Annotated in this window: 11 protein-coding genes and 1 pseudogene; 9 read left to right on the top strand and 3 right to left on the bottom strand. The window is 68.0% G+C overall.

The features are described 5' to 3' along the window. Positions 1–94 precede the first annotated feature (94 nt). From IPG50_14560 to IPG50_14550, 3 genes are all read left to right on the top strand, one after another. Positions 95–1,603: a HAMP domain-containing histidine kinase gene (locus IPG50_14560; protein ID MBK6693411.1), complete on the top strand. Its 1,509-nt coding sequence runs from the start codon at positions 95–97 to the stop codon at positions 1,601–1,603. Further along, positions 1,600–3,465 carry a hypothetical protein gene (locus tag IPG50_14555; GenBank protein ID MBK6693410.1) on the top strand — a complete coding sequence of 622 codons (1,866 nt, stop codon included), beginning with the start codon at positions 1,600–1,602 and terminating at the stop codon, positions 3,463–3,465. Before IPG50_14560 ends, IPG50_14555 begins: the two co-directional genes overlap by 4 nt. Positions 3,466–3,683: 218 nt before the next feature. Then, positions 3,684–5,057 (top strand): ABC transporter substrate-binding protein, encoded by a 1,374-nt coding sequence (locus IPG50_14550; GenBank protein MBK6693409.1) that lies wholly within the window; start codon positions 3,684–3,686, stop codon positions 5,055–5,057. A gap of 10 nt (positions 5,058–5,067) precedes the next feature. Here the strand turns inward: IPG50_14550 and IPG50_14545 are convergent, their stop codons facing one another. Together IPG50_14545 and IPG50_14540 are read right to left on the bottom strand one after the other, a co-directional pair. Next, positions 5,068–5,631: a hypothetical protein gene (locus IPG50_14545; protein ID MBK6693408.1), complete on the bottom strand. Its 564-nt coding sequence runs from the start codon at positions 5,629–5,631 to the stop codon at positions 5,068–5,070. A gap of 512 nt (positions 5,632–6,143) precedes the next feature. Further along, complete coding sequence (locus IPG50_14540) at positions 6,144–7,412, bottom strand: 3-keto-5-aminohexanoate cleavage protein (GenBank protein MBK6693407.1); 1,269 nt, start codon at positions 7,410–7,412, stop codon at positions 6,144–6,146. Between the two features lie 182 nt (positions 7,413–7,594). Here IPG50_14540 and IPG50_14535 point away from each other — a divergent pair, with 182 nt between their 5' ends. From IPG50_14535 to IPG50_14515, 5 genes and pseudogenes are all read left to right on the top strand, one after another. After that, entirely contained in the window at positions 7,595–8,074 is a 480-nt protein-coding gene (locus tag IPG50_14535; GenBank protein ID MBK6693406.1) for a DUF2914 domain-containing protein, read from the top strand. Between the two features lie 42 nt (positions 8,075–8,116). After that, the gene (uppS, locus tag IPG50_14530; GenBank protein ID MBK6693405.1) at positions 8,117–8,896 is read left to right on the top strand and encodes a di-trans,poly-cis-decaprenylcistransferase; all 780 of its coding nucleotides are present in this window, start codon (positions 8,117–8,119) and stop codon (positions 8,894–8,896) included. A gap of 49 nt (positions 8,897–8,945) precedes the next feature. Further along, complete coding sequence (locus IPG50_14525) at positions 8,946–9,773, top strand: phosphatidate cytidylyltransferase (GenBank protein MBK6693404.1); 828 nt, start codon at positions 8,946–8,948, stop codon at positions 9,771–9,773. Further along, on the top strand, positions 9,761–10,507 hold the full coding sequence (locus tag IPG50_14520) for a single-stranded DNA-binding protein (protein MBK6693403.1): 747 nt from the start codon (positions 9,761–9,763) through the stop codon (positions 10,505–10,507). Before IPG50_14525 ends, IPG50_14520 begins: the two co-directional genes overlap by 13 nt. A 329-nt stretch (positions 10,508–10,836) precedes the next feature. Continuing rightward, positions 10,837–12,124, top strand: a pseudogene (locus tag IPG50_14515) (Glu/Leu/Phe/Val dehydrogenase). Between the two features lie 97 nt (positions 12,125–12,221). Here the strand turns inward: IPG50_14515 and IPG50_14510 are convergent. Next, on the bottom strand, positions 12,222–13,001 hold the full coding sequence (locus IPG50_14510; GenBank protein ID MBK6693402.1) for a glutathione S-transferase: 780 nt from the start codon (positions 12,999–13,001) through the stop codon (positions 12,222–12,224). 322 nt (positions 13,002–13,323) lie between these two features. Here IPG50_14510 and IPG50_14505 point away from each other — a divergent pair, with 322 nt between their 5' ends. After that, positions 13,324–14,856, top strand: coding sequence for a DUF1566 domain-containing protein (locus IPG50_14505; GenBank protein MBK6693401.1), 1,533 nt, complete (start codon positions 13,324–13,326; stop codon positions 14,854–14,856). Positions 14,857–15,038: the final 182 nt, after the last annotated feature.

The following is a 15,038-nucleotide window of genomic DNA, read 5'->3' as shown; positions in this document are numbered from 1 at the left end:
GACGCGGCGCGCGCCATTGAAGAATTCCGCTGCATGGAGAACGGCGCGGCGCTCTCAACAGGACTCGGCCCCCCACCTCCCGTAAGATCCCGACGTGTCGACCGGCGCGGACGGGCCCTTCTCGGAGCGATCGACCATCGCCCAGGTGCGTTACCGGCGTACGTGGCAGCTCTTGCCGCTCGCGCCCGCCGTCGTCATCCTCGTCGGGATCCTCGCCGCAGGTCTCGTGGCCTTCGCCGCGGTTCGGCAGCTGCGGCGCGAGAGCGATGAGCGCGCGGCGGAGCGCGCGCAGATCCTCTCCGCCACGGCGGCGGCCCGCTTGCGCGCGTTGCCCGACGGGCTTCGTCTCGACGCCTTGCAGCTCGCCGCGCGGAACACGGGCGCGCTATTCGTCGTCGTCGACGGCCGCGGAGAGCTCATCGTCGACGCCAGCCTCGGCCCGCCGGAGCGCGCCGCGCTCGCTCGCATGACCGACGTGGGGGAAGGGGAGGCCGACACCGCCGTGGGTCGAACGCGCTTCGCGGCTCATTGGCTGGGCGTCGGCTCACCACACGTCGTCATCGCCTTCGTTCGCGCTCCGCCAACGGCGGGTGGCGAGCCGGCGCTGCTCGCGTCGCTGGCGGCGTTCACCACGCTCCTTGTGGGTGCTGCCGCTGTCTTCGCGTACCTCTTGGGGCGCGACGCCGACGTCGACGTGGAGCTCCTGGCGTCGCGCGTTCACGCCATGTCGAAGGTGCGCGCCGAGCCTTCCGGCGAGCAAGCGCCGGTGCGGGCCCTCGACGAAATTGGGGCGCTGACCGTCGCCTTCAATCAGCTCGTGGGCCGCTTCGTGCAGGCCGAGCTCGTGCATCGCGACAACCTCACGCGCGCCGAGAGCGCCGATCGCGACCGGGCCGCGTTTCTCGCGGCCGTGAGCCACGAGCTCCGCAGTCCGCTCAACGCGATCCTGGGCTTCACGGATTTGCTGATGCAGGAGGTGGACGGACCGCTCACCGCGGCGGCGCGCGAAGAGCTCGAGCAAGTCCGCGCTTCGGGGGCGCACTTGGCGGAGCTCATCGCCGACATCCTCGAGCTCTCGGCCCTCGAAGGGGGGCAGCTCAAGTTGTCCGCCAAGCCGCTCGATCTCGCTCCCTTGGTCGCCGAAGTGCTCCGCGAGGCCGGCCCTCTGACCCTCGGAAGACCCGTGCGTCTCGTGCAACGAGGTGAGCCGTCGCTCGTCATTGAGGCCGACGCGAGGCGCGTACGCCAGGTCCTGACGAACCTGGTCGCCAACGCCGTCAAGTTCACTCACCAGGGAGAGGTGTCCATCACCGTCGAGCGCTTTGGTGGTTTTGCGAAGCTCGCCATCGCGGATACAGGCCCGGGCATCTCGGCGGCCGATCGGCAGGTCATCTTCGAAGACTTTCGTCAACCGGAGGACGAGCAGAAGAAGCGACGTGGCTCCGGCCTCGGGCTCGCGATCGCGCGCCGCCTTGTGGAGATGCACGGCGGGACCATTCGCGTCGAGAGCGAGCTGGGGCGTGGGTCGACCTTCGAGGTGCGCATCCCCGTCAAGAGCTCCATTCGCAAGGCGCTCATGGCGTCGCCGAGGAGCGCCGCATGACGGGGCGCGCGCTCTTTGGTCGCGTCGCCACGATTCAGGCGGCGCTGCCGCTCACGGCGTCGGGCCTCACGCTCGCCGTCGCGCCGCGAGCGCTGCTCCTCGAGAGCGCTGATCTCGGGCCCGCTGCCGTCACGCTCCTTCGTAGCGCCGTGGTTGTGGCCCTCCTCCAGGCCTTTGCCACCTATGTGCTCTTGAGGCCCGCTCGGCGAGTCCTCTTGGCGATGTCCGCCGAGGGCGGCGAGCCCTTGGCGACAGACTTGGCCGCGCTTGACGCCATGCCGGCGACGCTCGTCGGCATTCTCATGGCGCTGGCGAGCGTCGAAGCGGCGGCGACCCTTCATCCCGCCTTCTGGTCCGAGGCCCACGGTATCGCGAGCGTCGCGCCGCTCGCCCTCTTCCATTGGGCCGTCGTCGCTTCGGCGGCGCTGCCGCTCTACGTCGTCCTGCGCGCGATGTTCGCCAAGATCTTCGAGCGCGCGCCGGCCCGCGTGGCGGCCGAAGCGCTCGAACTCGAGGAGTCAGCGGCGCGCGGCCTGACGCGCGTTCGCACACGGTTTCTCTTGGCGGCGCTCGCCCCCGTGGCCTTCATCGCCCTCGCCGCATCGCTGCTCGCGTACGCGCATGTCAACGCAGCCGCCGAAGAGGGCGAGCGGCAAACGGCCATCGCCGTCGCTCACGTCGCGCTCGATTCGGTTGCCGGTTCGCGGAGCGGCAGCGACCAAGCGATCTCGGCCGCCGCCGGCTTTGGCGTTCGCATCGCAACAGGCGACGACCCGGCCGGTGGCGCAAAGCGGGTGCGCGCGGCGTTCGACGATCGTGAGGCCTTCGTGGAGATGCAGGAGCGTCCCGTCGTCGCGCGCAGCTTCACCTACGCCATCGTCGTGGCCGTGGCGGCGCTCTTCGCCGGTCTCTTGGGCCTCCGCGTGGGGGCGCTCTACTCAACGGACCTGGCCATGGCCCGCGCGACCATCGATGCCACGGGCGGGCTCGTCGTGGGCGCCAAGGTTCCCCTGGCCGAGCCTCGCTTCGCCTCCGTCTCCCGCCTCCTCTACGCGGTGGGCGAGCTTGGGTTGCGCTTCCGCGAGTTCGCCGCCGCCCACGAGCAAGCCACGTCCGCCAAAGAGAGCACGGAGCGCATGCGCGCTCTCTTCTTGGCGGCCATGAGCCACGACCTGAAGTCTCCGCTCAACTCAATCCTCGGCTTCGCGACGCTCGTCGAGCAGAGTCCGCTCACGGCGGAGCAGCGCCAGAGCCTCCAGATCATCGAGCAGCGCGGCCGCGAGCTCCTCTACCTCATCGGGATCATCCTCGACGCGGCCCGCGCCGAGGCGGGGCAGCTCGAGATCACCCCCGATGCGACCAAGCTCGATGACGTCATCATGAGCGCCGTCCTCGACGCGCGCGACCTCGCGCTCGGCTCCGAGGTGACGATCCAGGTCGAGATCCAGCCCGGGTCGCCCATCGTGGCCGTCGACGCGCATCGGATGGTCCAAGCCCTTGTGGGCGTCATCGGCACGGCGGCGCGCTTCACCGAGAAGGGCACGGTCGCGGTGCGCGCGACCTTCGGTCCCGGCGTCACCATCGGCGTGGAGACGGCAGGCCGCGGTCTCCATCCCGGCGAACGCGAGAAGATCTTCGAGGCCTTCAAGTATCCCGATCGCGCCCGCCGCCTCGGTAGCCTCGGCCTCGAGCTCTCGCTCGCGCGGTCCATCGTGGAGCGGCACCGCGGGGTGATCGACGTCGACGTTCCGCAGGGGGGCGGCATCGTGTTCCAGATTCGCCTGCCCGGCGCGAGCGACGAAGCGCCCGCGTCGGTGCCGCGGCCGAGCGTTCGGCCCAGCATGTTGACGCGGCCCGAATAGGTCGCGAGTTAACACCCGCGGTCACCGGCTGGGGGATGGAGGCCTCCGCTCCGGAACGCGTGTCATGGCGAGGACTTCGGGCCGTGTCGAGCGGCGTAGTCAGTCACCACGTGTAGGCTGCATGTTAAATCTCGGTTTCTACCCGTGGTGAGCCTGAGTGACTCGTTCCAAAGGGAGCGCGCGCCGCTTGTCGAGCGCCAGAGTTTGGAGCCCCCATCATGAACGTTCGCCTCGCTACCGTTACCGTCATGTCGCTCCTCGTCATCACCGGGTGCGGCAAGCGCAAGCGCTCCGTGTCGCCCGAGCCCGTCGAGACGACCAGCGCGCGTGTTGCCATCGATGGCGCCCCGGGCGTCTACGAAGACGCCGTCGTCATCGGCACGACCGGCTCGTACACCGGTGCGGCCGCCGGTCAGGCCACGGAAGGGTACCGCGGCGCCATGGCCTACTTCCTCGAAGTGAACGCCTCCGGCGGCGTACACGGACGAAAGATCGAGCTCCTCCCCAAGGACGACGCGTACGCCCCCGAGGCCGGCGCAGAGAACGTCAAGAAGCTCCTCAAAGAGGACGGCGTGTTCTGCATCTTCGGAGGAAACGGCTCGAGCGTGATCAAAGCGACGACGCAGGTGCTCCAGGAGAACAAGGCCAGCGGCGCGTTCGGCTTTGGCACGACCAACGGCGCGCCGTTCACCCGCGAAGCGCCCGGCTCAGACGTTTGGTACCACGTGCACTCGTCCTATCGACAAGAAGGCGCCGCGCTCGTCGAAGGTCTCGTGAAGGCGAACTTCAAGCGCATCGGCATCTTCTATCAAGACGACGCCTTTGGGCAGGCGGGCCTCGCCGGTGTGCAGGCGGCCATGGAGGAGAAGGGCCTAACGCTCGTGGCCGCCACCACGCACCCGGCGAACCAGAAGGTCGAGGTGTCGACGTCCACGCAGGTCGATACGCTGAAGAGGGCCAACGTCGATGCCGTCATCAGCTTCACGCTGTATCAGCCGGCGGCCGCGTTCGTTCGCGACATGCGCGACGCGGGGCTCAACGTTCCCATCGCCAACTCGTCCATCGCCAACGACACGTGGCTGAGGCTGCTTGTGGCCCAAGAGAAGAAGGCGCGCGAGAAGAACCCTTCGGCTTCGTACCTCGAGAAGCCTCTTCTGGGAATCCATAGCGTGCCCAACTGGGACGACCTGACGATCCCGGTGGTCGCCGAGTTTCGGTCGCTCATGGACAAGCGGAACCCTCAAGTGCCCAACGAGATTCGCGACGCGAACTACCGAACGCTCCCGTATCAGACGATCTCGCTCCTCTCGTTCGTCAACGCGAAGGTCTTTACGGAAGTGCTGCGTCGCACGGGGCCTGTGCTCACGCGGCGTGCCTTCCGCGACAACATCGAACGCATGAGCGGCTACGACCCCGGCCTCGGCGGAACGACCTTGACCTTCAGTGCGTCGCGTCATCAAGGCACGGACCGCGTGTTCTTCGTCGGCGTTCGCGACCACAAGTGGCTCTCGCTCTCCGATCCGGCGGCGTACCTGCGCCCGAAGGCCGAGCCGGGCGTGGCAAGTCCGGCTGCGTTGCGCGCCGGTCGGTAGTGCGCGCTCGTTACCGGGCTACGTGCATGACGGTGCCGTCCTTGCGGTTGAGCCAGTAGACGCCGCTGTCATCTGCGAGGATCTCCGCGGGGCGGCCTTGTCCCGTCGCGATGCGGCGCTCCGGCGCAGCGCCCGTCTTGTTGAACGCCCACACCTCTCCCGCGTCGGAGAAGGTGATGAAGAGGTCGTCGCCGAAGTGTGCGAGCCCCGAAGGCTTCGCCGGGAGCTGGGCCCGAACCGTCGGCGCGCCGCCGCTCACTGGGCTGCCCATGAGGCTGCTCGTGGCGTCGAGCCAGTAGACCGTTGCTTCGTCGGCGACGAGCTGTCGAACCGGCGACGTGATGGGCGCGAAGGTGCTCGCCACGCCCGGCTTGGTCACCGAGGCGATCTTGCTGCTGTCCGCGAGGTACACCATGCTCGGCGTAGAGAACACGGCGGTCGCCGCTGGGAAGCCAGCGATCTTGACGACGTTGGTGCTCGGCACGGCGACGCGTAGCAGATCCGCGCCGGCTTCAACGGCCACGACGAGCATGAGATCGCGAGGTCCCGTCGGGCCCGCCGCGTCCATCGCCATGAGCGGGACCCCGCCGCAGGCCGAGACGGCGACCTGTGTGAACTTGGTGCCGTCGAGGCGCCATAGCTGGACCGGCGTGCCGCACGCACCGCCTCGAGTGTGACCAGGTACGTTCCCCCATCGTAGGCCGCGAGACCTTCGAGACTCAGAGGCGCCACGAAGCCTGCCGTTGGCGTCTCAAGCTCCAGCGTACGCTGGCCGTCTTTCTGCACACGGTAGACCGAGCTTGCGTCGGAGCCGTCGCCGCGCCGGGCCGTCGTGAAGACGTATTGGCCGTTGGTCGCCAACCAACGCGCTCCCGAACCCAGTGTCGCGAGGGTGACCGCATCGGAATCGGCCGGCGCATCGGTGGCGGCCTCTCGGGCCTCCGTCGTAGCGTCCGCGGCGGCTCCCGCCTCAACGCTCGCAGTCGTCGAAGCGGACGGGCCCGAGTCGAACTCGAGCAGCGCTTGGCAACCCAAGAGAAGCGCCAGCGCCGCGATGGAACTCGGTCGCCACGGCATCTGCGCAGTCTACCCAACTTTTCGAGAAGCGAGCCCCAGGTGCTTCCGCGCTTGCTCCGGCTCGAGCAACACGCGGCCGACACTCTTCGCGTACGCCGCCGCCCGCGCCACGAGCGGCGCGCTGCCCTCGGAGAGCACGCCCTTCGAGAGGTAGATGTTGTCCTCGAGGCCCACGCGCGCGTGACCGCCGGTGCGCATGGCGAGCTCGGTCATCGGTTGCTGATGACGTCCCACGGCCGCCACGGCCCAGGTGGCACCGGCCGGCAGGAGTGAACGCAAATACGACACGTGCTCCTCGCGCGCACCGATGCCGCCGGGAATCCCAAGGACGAACTGGAAGTGAAGCGGCGCGCCGATGGCGCCCTCTTCGAGGAGACGAACCGCTTCCTCCACGTGGCCGACGTCGTAACACTCGAGCTCAGCGACGCTCCCGGCGGCCTTGATGCGCGCGGCGAGGTCTCGAATTTGCGGACGCGTGTTGACGAAGACGTCCTCGCCAAAATTGATGGTGCCGCAGTTGAGCGTCGCCATCTCGGGTTTGCAGGCGAGGGGGCCCGCGCGCTCGGCGATGCTCATGCCGACGGCGCCGCCCGTTGAGGTTTGGATGATGCAGTCGGTCTTCTTGCGGATCGCCTCGAGGGTCTCGGCGAAGCGCTCCGCCGATTGCGTCGGCGAGCCGTCGTCGTTGCGGACGTGCAAGTGAATGACCGCGGCGCCGGCCTCGCGGCAACGCGCGGCCTCATCGGCGATCTCGCTCGGCGTGATGGGAAGATGCGGCGTTTGCGCCCGCGTCACCTCGGCGCCCACGATGGCCGCCGTCAGCACCAAGGGCAAACCCGCGAGCGGGGCCGGCGTCACGATGGGCTCGGCGCCGGGGGCGGGACCTGCCGGCAAGGCCGGCATGTAGAGGCCCTTGCTCCCGCGCTGGAACTCCTTGGGGACCACGCAGGTCCCGACGGCGCGCGTGACAACGACCGCCGGTTCGAGCACATCAGCGGCGCTCGGCGCGAAGCCGGCTTGCCTTAGGTTGGAGACGACCTTGCGCGCTTCGAAGCGCATCTTCCGGCTGGTCTTGCCCAAGGCGATGAGCTCGGCCGTCGCCTCGATGTAGTCGCCGGCGTAGACCGGCGCGAGGAACTCGACCTCCTCGTAGGCGCGGAAGAGACCTTCGTCGCCGTCGAGTCGAATCAAGAGCTCCGTCGCGAGATCGCCGAAGAGCGCGAGCATGCGCGCGCCGTCGACCAACTCGCCGGCGTAGTGAGCGTCGTGGGCGGACATGCGGAGGCGGAGCGTGACCCGAGTGCCGATCATGTTTCGCTCTTACCACGCGAAGAGGCTCGACGCGGAGCGGCCTCGCGACCCGTCTCCCCGCCGACCCCAACCTGGCACCCAGGGGCGCGCCGCGTTGGCCACGGGGCGTGTCACGGGGCCCACGAAGGCGACGGCCAAATGGGCCACAAATGGCCGAAAAGCCGCTGCCCGGCCGCTGGTACGGAGGCTGCACGAGCGTGGCCTCGGAGGTCATCCGAAACATGAACGTCAGCCGCGCTTGTCTTCTCTCGTCCTTCTTCGCCCTCTTCGTCGCCGCGCCGGCGTTCGGCGCCGATCCCATTCCCGTGCCCGAAGGCGAAGCCACCCTCTCCGTCGTGGGCGCCCAGTTCGGCGACAAAGTCGAGGGCGGCAAGCCCGTCGGGGACGGCAAGGGGAGCGCCCTCGTGACCTACTTCGTGGAGGTGAAGAATCCCGGCGCCGAGGCTGCCGTCACCCTCGTGTGGAGCCACGACGGCAAGGAGACGGCGCGTCAGTCTCTCGACATCGGCCGGTCGCCAAAGTGGCGCACGTGGGGCATGGCCACGGTCCGGGGCGCAAAGACCATCGAGGTGCGTGTCCTTTCCCCCTCCGGTCAGGAGCTTCGAAAAGACGTGCTCGACCGCGGGTGACGTCGCGCCCAGCCCGTGATAGTTCGCGGGGAAAGTAGCCTCATGGTCCTCGTCGAAGCACGCAATTTGCCGTCCCACGTCGGCATCATCATGGATGGCAACGGCCGCTGGGCGCAGCAGCGCGGGCTGCCGCGCGTGCGCGGGCACAAGGAAGGCGCTCAATCGGTGCGCCGCGTGGTGCGCGCCGCGCGCCGCTTGGGCCTCCGTGCGCTTACGCTCTACGCCTTCAGCGAACAGAACTGGGCGCGCCCGGAAGAAGAAGTCGACGCGCTCATGGAGCTCTTGCGCGAGTTCTTGCTCTCCGAGCGCGACGAGCTCTTGGACAACGGCATTCGGCTGAACGCCGTCGGCAACTTGGGGCGCCTTCCCGCCATCGTGCGCGCGGCCCTCGATCCGCTCCGCAGCGACACGAAGTCCCACAAGCAGATGACGCTCACGCTTGCGCTGAGCTATGGCGGTCGCGAAGAAATCGCCGACGCTGCGCGCGAGCTGGCGCGCCGCGTCGCGAACGGCTCGATGCGCTGGGAAGACGTCAACGTGGGCGAGCTGCGCAGCGTGATCCCCAGCGTCTCGGTTGGCGATCCGGATCTCGTCATTCGCACCGGGGGTGAGCGCCGCATCTCCAACTTCATGCTCTTCGGCCTCGCCTATTCAGAGCTCTTCTTCTCCGACGCCTTGTGGCCCGAGTTCTCCTCCGACGACCTCTACGCGGCCGTCGCCAGCTTTCAGGCCCGCGAGCGTCGCTTCGGTCTCGTCGGCAAGCCGGCCTCCGTCGTCGCAAACCAGTCGAGCCCCGAGGAGAGCCGCGGGGCCGTCGCGTGAAGCTCACGGGAGTGTGCACGCGGACGTCGCTGCGTCGGGAGTCGCGGCCTTGAGCTCGAAGGCCTCGAACCTCGTCGTTCGCGTCCTCACGGCGCTCGTGGGCGCGCCGGTCATTCTCGGCCTCTTGTATTACGGGCCACCCGTCGCTTTCTTTGTCCTCGTGCTCGCGGCGGCGGCCGTTGGCGCTTGGGAGCTCTTCGGCATGAGCCACCCGGACGACGCGCCCAGCCGAGCGGTCGGGGTGCTGCTCACGGTGGCCACAGCGCTTGTCGTGTACGAGTCGGGCAAAGATCCCAGGGCGCTCCTCACGCTCATCGCGGCGCTCCCCGTCCTGGCGCTCTTCATCACCTTGACGCGCCTCGGCGCTGTCGCGACGGCCGCCCTTCGTTCCATGGCGCTGGCCTTCGGCCCGCTCTACGTCGGCGTGCCGCTCGCGCTCCTGGCGGTCATGCGGCGCGATCAGCCAGGCAACGACGGTCCTGGCTACGTGGTCCTGTGCCTGTTGTTCGCCTGGTTCGCGGATACCGGCGGCTACTTCGCCGGACGTTTTCTGGGCCGTCACAAACTCTACGAAGCCGTCTCGCCGAAGAAGACCGTCGAGGGCGCCGTCGGTGGCCTCGCGGCCGCGATGCTCGGCGGTGCGCTGGCGCACGCGTGGTTCCTGCCGTCGTTGTCGCTCGCGCACGCCCTGCCGCTCGCCGCCGTGGCCGCCGCCGCGGGGCAAGCGGGCGATCTCGGCGAGTCGCTCCTGAAGCGCGCGACGGGCGTGAAGGACTCGGGCGGCATTCTGCCAGGGCACGGTGGCATCCTCGATCGCATCGACGCGCTCCTCGTGACGGCCACCGTGACGTCGCTCTATCTCTTGTGGGCCAAGTGACCGGCGGGGCGCGTCAGGCGACGACCCTCGAGAGCGTCCACAAGGACCTCGCGAAGGCCACGCGCGCGCTTCGCTTCAGCGCGCCGGTCGCGCACGTGTACCGGCCGCTCGAATACGCCGCCGACTTCGTCGCGGGCTACCTCTCGCGCTTCGGCCAGGGAAAAAAAGAAGTCCTTCTGCTCGGCATGAACCCCGGTCCCTTCGGCATGGGGCAGACGGGCATCCCCTTCGGCGACGTGCCAACGGTGCGTGACTACCTCGGCCTCACGGGCAAGATTCGACCGCCCAAGAATGTTCACGCAAAGCGGCCTGTGATGGGCCTTCTGTGCCCTCGTGTCGAGGTCTCGGGGCAACGTCTCTGGGGTGCCATCGCGAAGCGTCACCCGTCGCCGGCCACCTTCTTCAAGCGAGCCTTCGTCCTCAACTACTGCCCGCTGCTCTTCCTCGACGAGCGCGGCGCCAACGTCACGCCCGACAAAATCGCGCGCCCCGAGCGCGCGGCCATGGAGGCCGTCTGCGACGAGGCGCTCTCGAAGGCCGTCGTGGTCTTGGGTGCGAAGCACCTAGTCGGCGTCGGGCTCTACGCAAAAAAGCGCCTGGAGGCCGTCGCGCCGCCGGGCGCCTTTGTCAGTCAGATCCCGCACCCGAGTCCGGCGAGCCCTCTGGCGAACCGCGGCTGGGAGCCGCTCGCTTCGCAGGCCTTGGAGGACGCGGGGATTCGCGGCCTTTTCTGAGCTGGCCGGCACCGCGTCAAAGGCGATGCGCCCTCCACGACTCACTGCGTCAAGCTCGTGCGCTGCTCGCCAGTTTCGATGCGAAGCATGGTTCGCAAGCATTGTGCGTTGCACAAACGTCGCTCTTTCCGCACTGAAACGCGCGCGCGTCTCTTGCACCCTCCTTCGCGGCGAGACTAGAGTCCGCCGCGCTTCGGGAGCCTTTTTCGGAGCGTTGTCCGTACCAAAGAGCGACGCGAACCACGCGTCGAGGAGTCGCCGTGAAGCCCTCTGATCCGAGCATGAAAGCCGCTTCCGAAGTCCCCGTGCCCGCGCCTTCACGTCCGTCGATGACGTCTTTGCCGGCTGCCAAGCCCGAGAAGCACTACCCGTTCTTCCAGGTCGTGCAGCAATACCTCGACATGGCCGCCAAGGCGTCCAACGTCGAGCCCTTCGTGCAGACGATCCTTTCGCAGCCGAAGAACGAGATCATCGTCAACTTCCCCGTCCGCATGGACAACGGCGAAGTGAAGCTCTTCAAGGGCTACCGCGTGCAGCACAACAACCTGCTTGGGCCCTTCAAGGGCGGCATGCGCTACCACCCCGAGCGTCTCGCTCGACGACGTCAAGGCGCTTGCCGCCATGATGACCTGGAAGAGCGCGCTCATGCGGCTCCCCTACGGCGGCGGCAAGGGCGGCATCAAGTTCGACCCGAAGAGCGTCTCGCGCCACGAGCTTCAGAAGATCACGCGCCGCTTCACGCACGCGCTCGGCTCGAACATCGGCCCTGACTACGACATCCCGGCGCCGGACGTGGGCACCAACAGCCAGACGATGGCGTGGATGATGGACACCTACGCCAACATGGTCGGCAGCTTTCAGAAGCAGAGCGTCAAGGGCATCGTCACCGGCAAGCCCGTCGCCTCCGGCGGAACGCTCGGTCGCGAGAAGGCCACGGGCCAGGGTGCGGTCTTCTGCCTCATTCAGTGGGCGAAAGACGCGAACTTCGACTTCCGCGGCTCCACCATGGCCGTGCAAGGCTTCGGCAACGTCGGCTCTAACCTCGGCGTCATCTTGTCGCGTCTCGGCGTGTCGACCATCGCCGTGGGTGATCACTCGGGCTACATGTTCAACCCCGAGGGTTTCAACGCTCACAAGCTCCAGGAGTACGTGAAGCAGAACGGCAGCATCGCCGGCTATCCCGGCGGCAAGGCCATCACGCGCGAGGAGTTCTTCGCGACGAAGTGCGACATCTTCGCGCCCTGCGCCCTCGAGAACCAGATCGGCGAAGCCGAGGCGAAGGCCATCAACGCGAAGGTCATCGTCGAAGGCGCCAACGGTCCGTGCACGCCCGACGGCGAGCGCGTCCTGCTCGAGAAGGGCATCGCGGTGCTCCCCGACGTCCTCGCCAACTCCGGCGGCGTCACCGTCAGCTACTACGAGTGGGTCCAGAACAAGAACTCGGAGAGCTGGACCGAAGAAGAGGTCGACGCGAAGCTCGAGCGCGCCATGAACCGCGCGTACCGCGAGGTCGCCGACTGGGCTCGTCACAAGAAGACGGACCTTCGCGTCGCCGCCTACGGCATCGCGCTCCAGCGCATCGAGGCTGTCTACAAGGAGCGCGAGATCTTCCCCTGAGATGGGACGCTCGCGTCTTTGAGCCGAGGCGCCGCCGACCGCGAGGTCGCGCGGCGCTTCGCGCTTTTGGGGCTCCGTGAGCCTGCGAAGTGCGCCCCTAGACCGACGTCTTCGCGTCCGCCGGCGGGCGCGGTCGGTAGCGCTCATAGAGCGCGTCGCGCCACGTCACGAGGTCCGCGAAGCGCGCCAGAAGCGCCGGATCAGTGAAGGTGCGACGTGTCGCTTTTCCCATGCGAAGGCCGAAGGCCGGCGGCGAGACGAACGCGAGGACCTGCGCCATCGCTATGTCGGCGAAGGAGAACGTGCCCAAGAGCAGCCGCGGGCCGCCATCGCCTTGCACCTTGGCGAGGGCGACCTGCAATGTTTCGAGCACCCGGCCGAGCTCGCCCTCGAGTTCGGCGTTGCTCCGATCAGCGGCTCCATATTTCGCCAGCGTGCGGCGGACGCCGAAGGCGGCGATGGCCCTTGCGGCGCCGCCGAGTGACCGCAGTTTGCGCGGCACCATCTCGAAGAGACCTTCGTCGTCGGTCAAGAGGCGGCGCAGCGACAGCCCGCGCCCCGCCGAGAGGCCACGCTCAGAGAGCGCGACCCACTCGGCGATGCGGGCGTCCTGCCCCTCCGGAAAGAGGCGCGGTCCTTCGCCTCGCGCGTCAGCCCAGCGCGCGATATCGGACGAGTCCGCGTAGACGCGTCCGTCGTCGTCGGTGAGGACCGGGACGGAGACGGGGCCGGAAAGGCGTCGGAGCTTCAATCGCAGCGCTGGCTCACCGAGCAACGGTGAATACGTGCGATGCGTGTAGGACACACTCCTCGCGGCGAGAGCCCAGCGCGCCTTCTCGGACCAAGGCGAATAGCGGAGGCAAAGGAGTTCGGGCACGAAGTCACCGTAGTGGAGCGCGCTTCAAATGGGGAGTGAGGGCGCTCGCGCCGAGCGCATGGGCCGCACGGGGGCCGGCTGCGGTCCGCGAAATGGGGCTGTCGCAGCTTCCGTGCGAGCAAGAGTGCCATCGGCCGGCTCCTCGAACAAAGTCGTCACCATTGGCGGGCCGTCTCTAAAGCGCCCTGGAAGGACTCCGCCACTCTCGGCCAGCGTTCGGTGCGGCGCCTGCGCGGTAGGCGCGCCTTGTCAGGCGAGGTGGGCGCGTCGACTCAGTCGAATCCGAGATCCAAAGGCGATGGTGCCGGCATGGATGCGGCACATGCCCACCTACCGCACCCGCGTCGTGATCCCGTTCTTGTGTGCCTTCGGTACGGTCTTCGCGTGCTCCGGCGCGGAGCCGGCTGGCTCCGGGCCAGGCGCCGAAAACCCCACCGCCAAGAGCGACTCAGCGGGGGACGTGCCGGATGCCACCTCCGCTGAAGGCGGTGGCTCTCCCGACGTTGCGGCGCCGGACGCCTTCTCCGATTCAACAAGCTTGGATGCGACGAGCCTCGGCGACGCACAAGTCGTCGGCGACGCGACGCTCGATGCCGACGGCGCCGGAGCGACCGATGGTGCAGCCGTGGACGCGGCGAAGGATTCGGCGCTCGCTGACGCTGGTGACGCAGGGCCCCAGTGCGCCGACGCCGGGCAGAAGGTATGCGGCAACCAATGTGTGCCGCTCGATGATCCGTCCACGGGCTGTAGCGCCAACACGTGTACGCCGTGCGCACTTCCCAACGCCACCGCCGCCTGCAGCGCTGGCGCGTGTCGACGCGATGCATGTGTCGACAAGTTTCTAGACTGCAACACGCTGGCGAACGACGGCTGCGAAGTCGACAGTTTGACGAGCCTCGCGCATTGTGGTGACTGCGACCAGCTCTGCCGCACGTTCTGCAAGGAGGGGTCGTGTGCCCCCGAGTCGCCCACGGCGCACTTGCCCGATTCGCAGAGTGCACTCTGCACGAACGGGGCGGCATTCGTCGCGTGCCCGGCGGCGGGACAACCTTACGCGGGGCAAGACGGAAACTTCACCGCGAACAAGCCGACGTACGCGAAGATCGGGGGCACCGTCTACGACCCGGTGAGCGGCCTCATGTGGGAGCAGGCCTTCGCCGCGGGGCCGTTCACGCGCGACGAAGCGAAGGCTCGGTGCGACGAATTGAACAAGGCTCCCTTCGCGGGGTACAGCGACTGGCGCTTCCCGACGCCCTTCGAGGCGCTCACGCTCGTCGACTCGAGTCGCAATCTGGGGTTGTCACCGGCGGTCTTCTCGGGTCAGCAGCAGAACACGGGCATCTGGACGAGCGGCGTCGAGCCGGGCCTCGGCTTGGGGTACATGCTGGGCCTGAACTGGAACGTGATGATCTTGAGGTCCATCACGCAGAGCTCGCCGGCCTCATCGCTCTGCGTGCGCGGCAGCCTGGTCAACGGTGGCTTCACGGTGGCGGCGAGCGGCAACGTCGTCGTCGATAGTCGGACGAGCCTCAAGTGGCAACGAGCCATGGCCCCGTCGACGTACACGTGGGCGCAGGCGCTGGCCTACTGCAGCGGACTCGCGATCGACGGCGCCGGTGGTTACCGCCTTCCTAGCTACAAGGAGCTCTGGTCCATCGTTGACACGACCAAGGCGAGCCCTGCCGTCGACACCGCGCTCTTCCCCGGAACCCCAACCGGTTCGATGTGGACCTCGAGCCCCGTCACCGGCAATCCGAACAAGGCCCAGGTGGTCGAGACGGAGAACGGTCGCGCCAATCTCTTTGACCAACTGCAGACGGCAAGCTTTCCGATTCGCTGCGTCAGCGGCGGCTAGTGCCTGACACTTGAAGTCGACAGGTTCGAGTTCGCCCCGCGACGAGCGAGGCCTGCGGTTCCGTCCCCAGCGTTCGAACCCCGCCTTCCTCCGCCCGAAGGCATGGATCGGCGGAGCCCCCTCGGTCGGGCGTAGCCTCATGGCAAGCGCTGGTTCCACCGGATTTCGCCCCGGACGTTCCC

It is taken from the genome of Myxococcales bacterium, assembly GCA_016703425.1.
In the GTDB taxonomy this organism is placed as follows: Bacteria; Myxococcota_A; Polyangia; order Polyangiales; family Polyangiaceae; genus JADJCA01.
Note: the sequence above shows the minus strand (reverse complement) of the source record. Positions and strands in the feature narration are given on the sequence as shown.

Bases quoted from the DNA above. Each gene is read 5' to 3' on its own strand.
- IPG50_14555 (MBK6693410.1), top strand. From the start codon at position 1,600: ATGACGGGGCGCGCGCTCTTTGGTCGCGTCGCCACGATTCAGGCGGCG.
- IPG50_14550 (MBK6693409.1), top strand. From the start codon at position 3,684: ATGAACGTTCGCCTCGCTACCGTTACCGTCATGTCGCTCCTCGTCATC.
- IPG50_14545 (MBK6693408.1), bottom strand. From the start codon at position 5,631: ATGGCGATGGACGCGGCGGGCCCGACGGGACCTCGCGATCTCATGCTC.
- IPG50_14540 (MBK6693407.1), bottom strand. From the start codon at position 7,412: ATGTCCGCCCACGACGCTCACTACGCCGGCGAGTTGGTCGACGGCGCG.
- IPG50_14535 (MBK6693406.1), top strand. From the start codon at position 7,595: ATGGCCGAAAAGCCGCTGCCCGGCCGCTGGTACGGAGGCTGCACGAGC.
- uppS (MBK6693405.1), top strand. From the start codon at position 8,117: ATGGTCCTCGTCGAAGCACGCAATTTGCCGTCCCACGTCGGCATCATC.
- IPG50_14505 (MBK6693401.1), top strand. From the start codon at position 13,324: ATGCCCACCTACCGCACCCGCGTCGTGATCCCGTTCTTGTGTGCCTTC.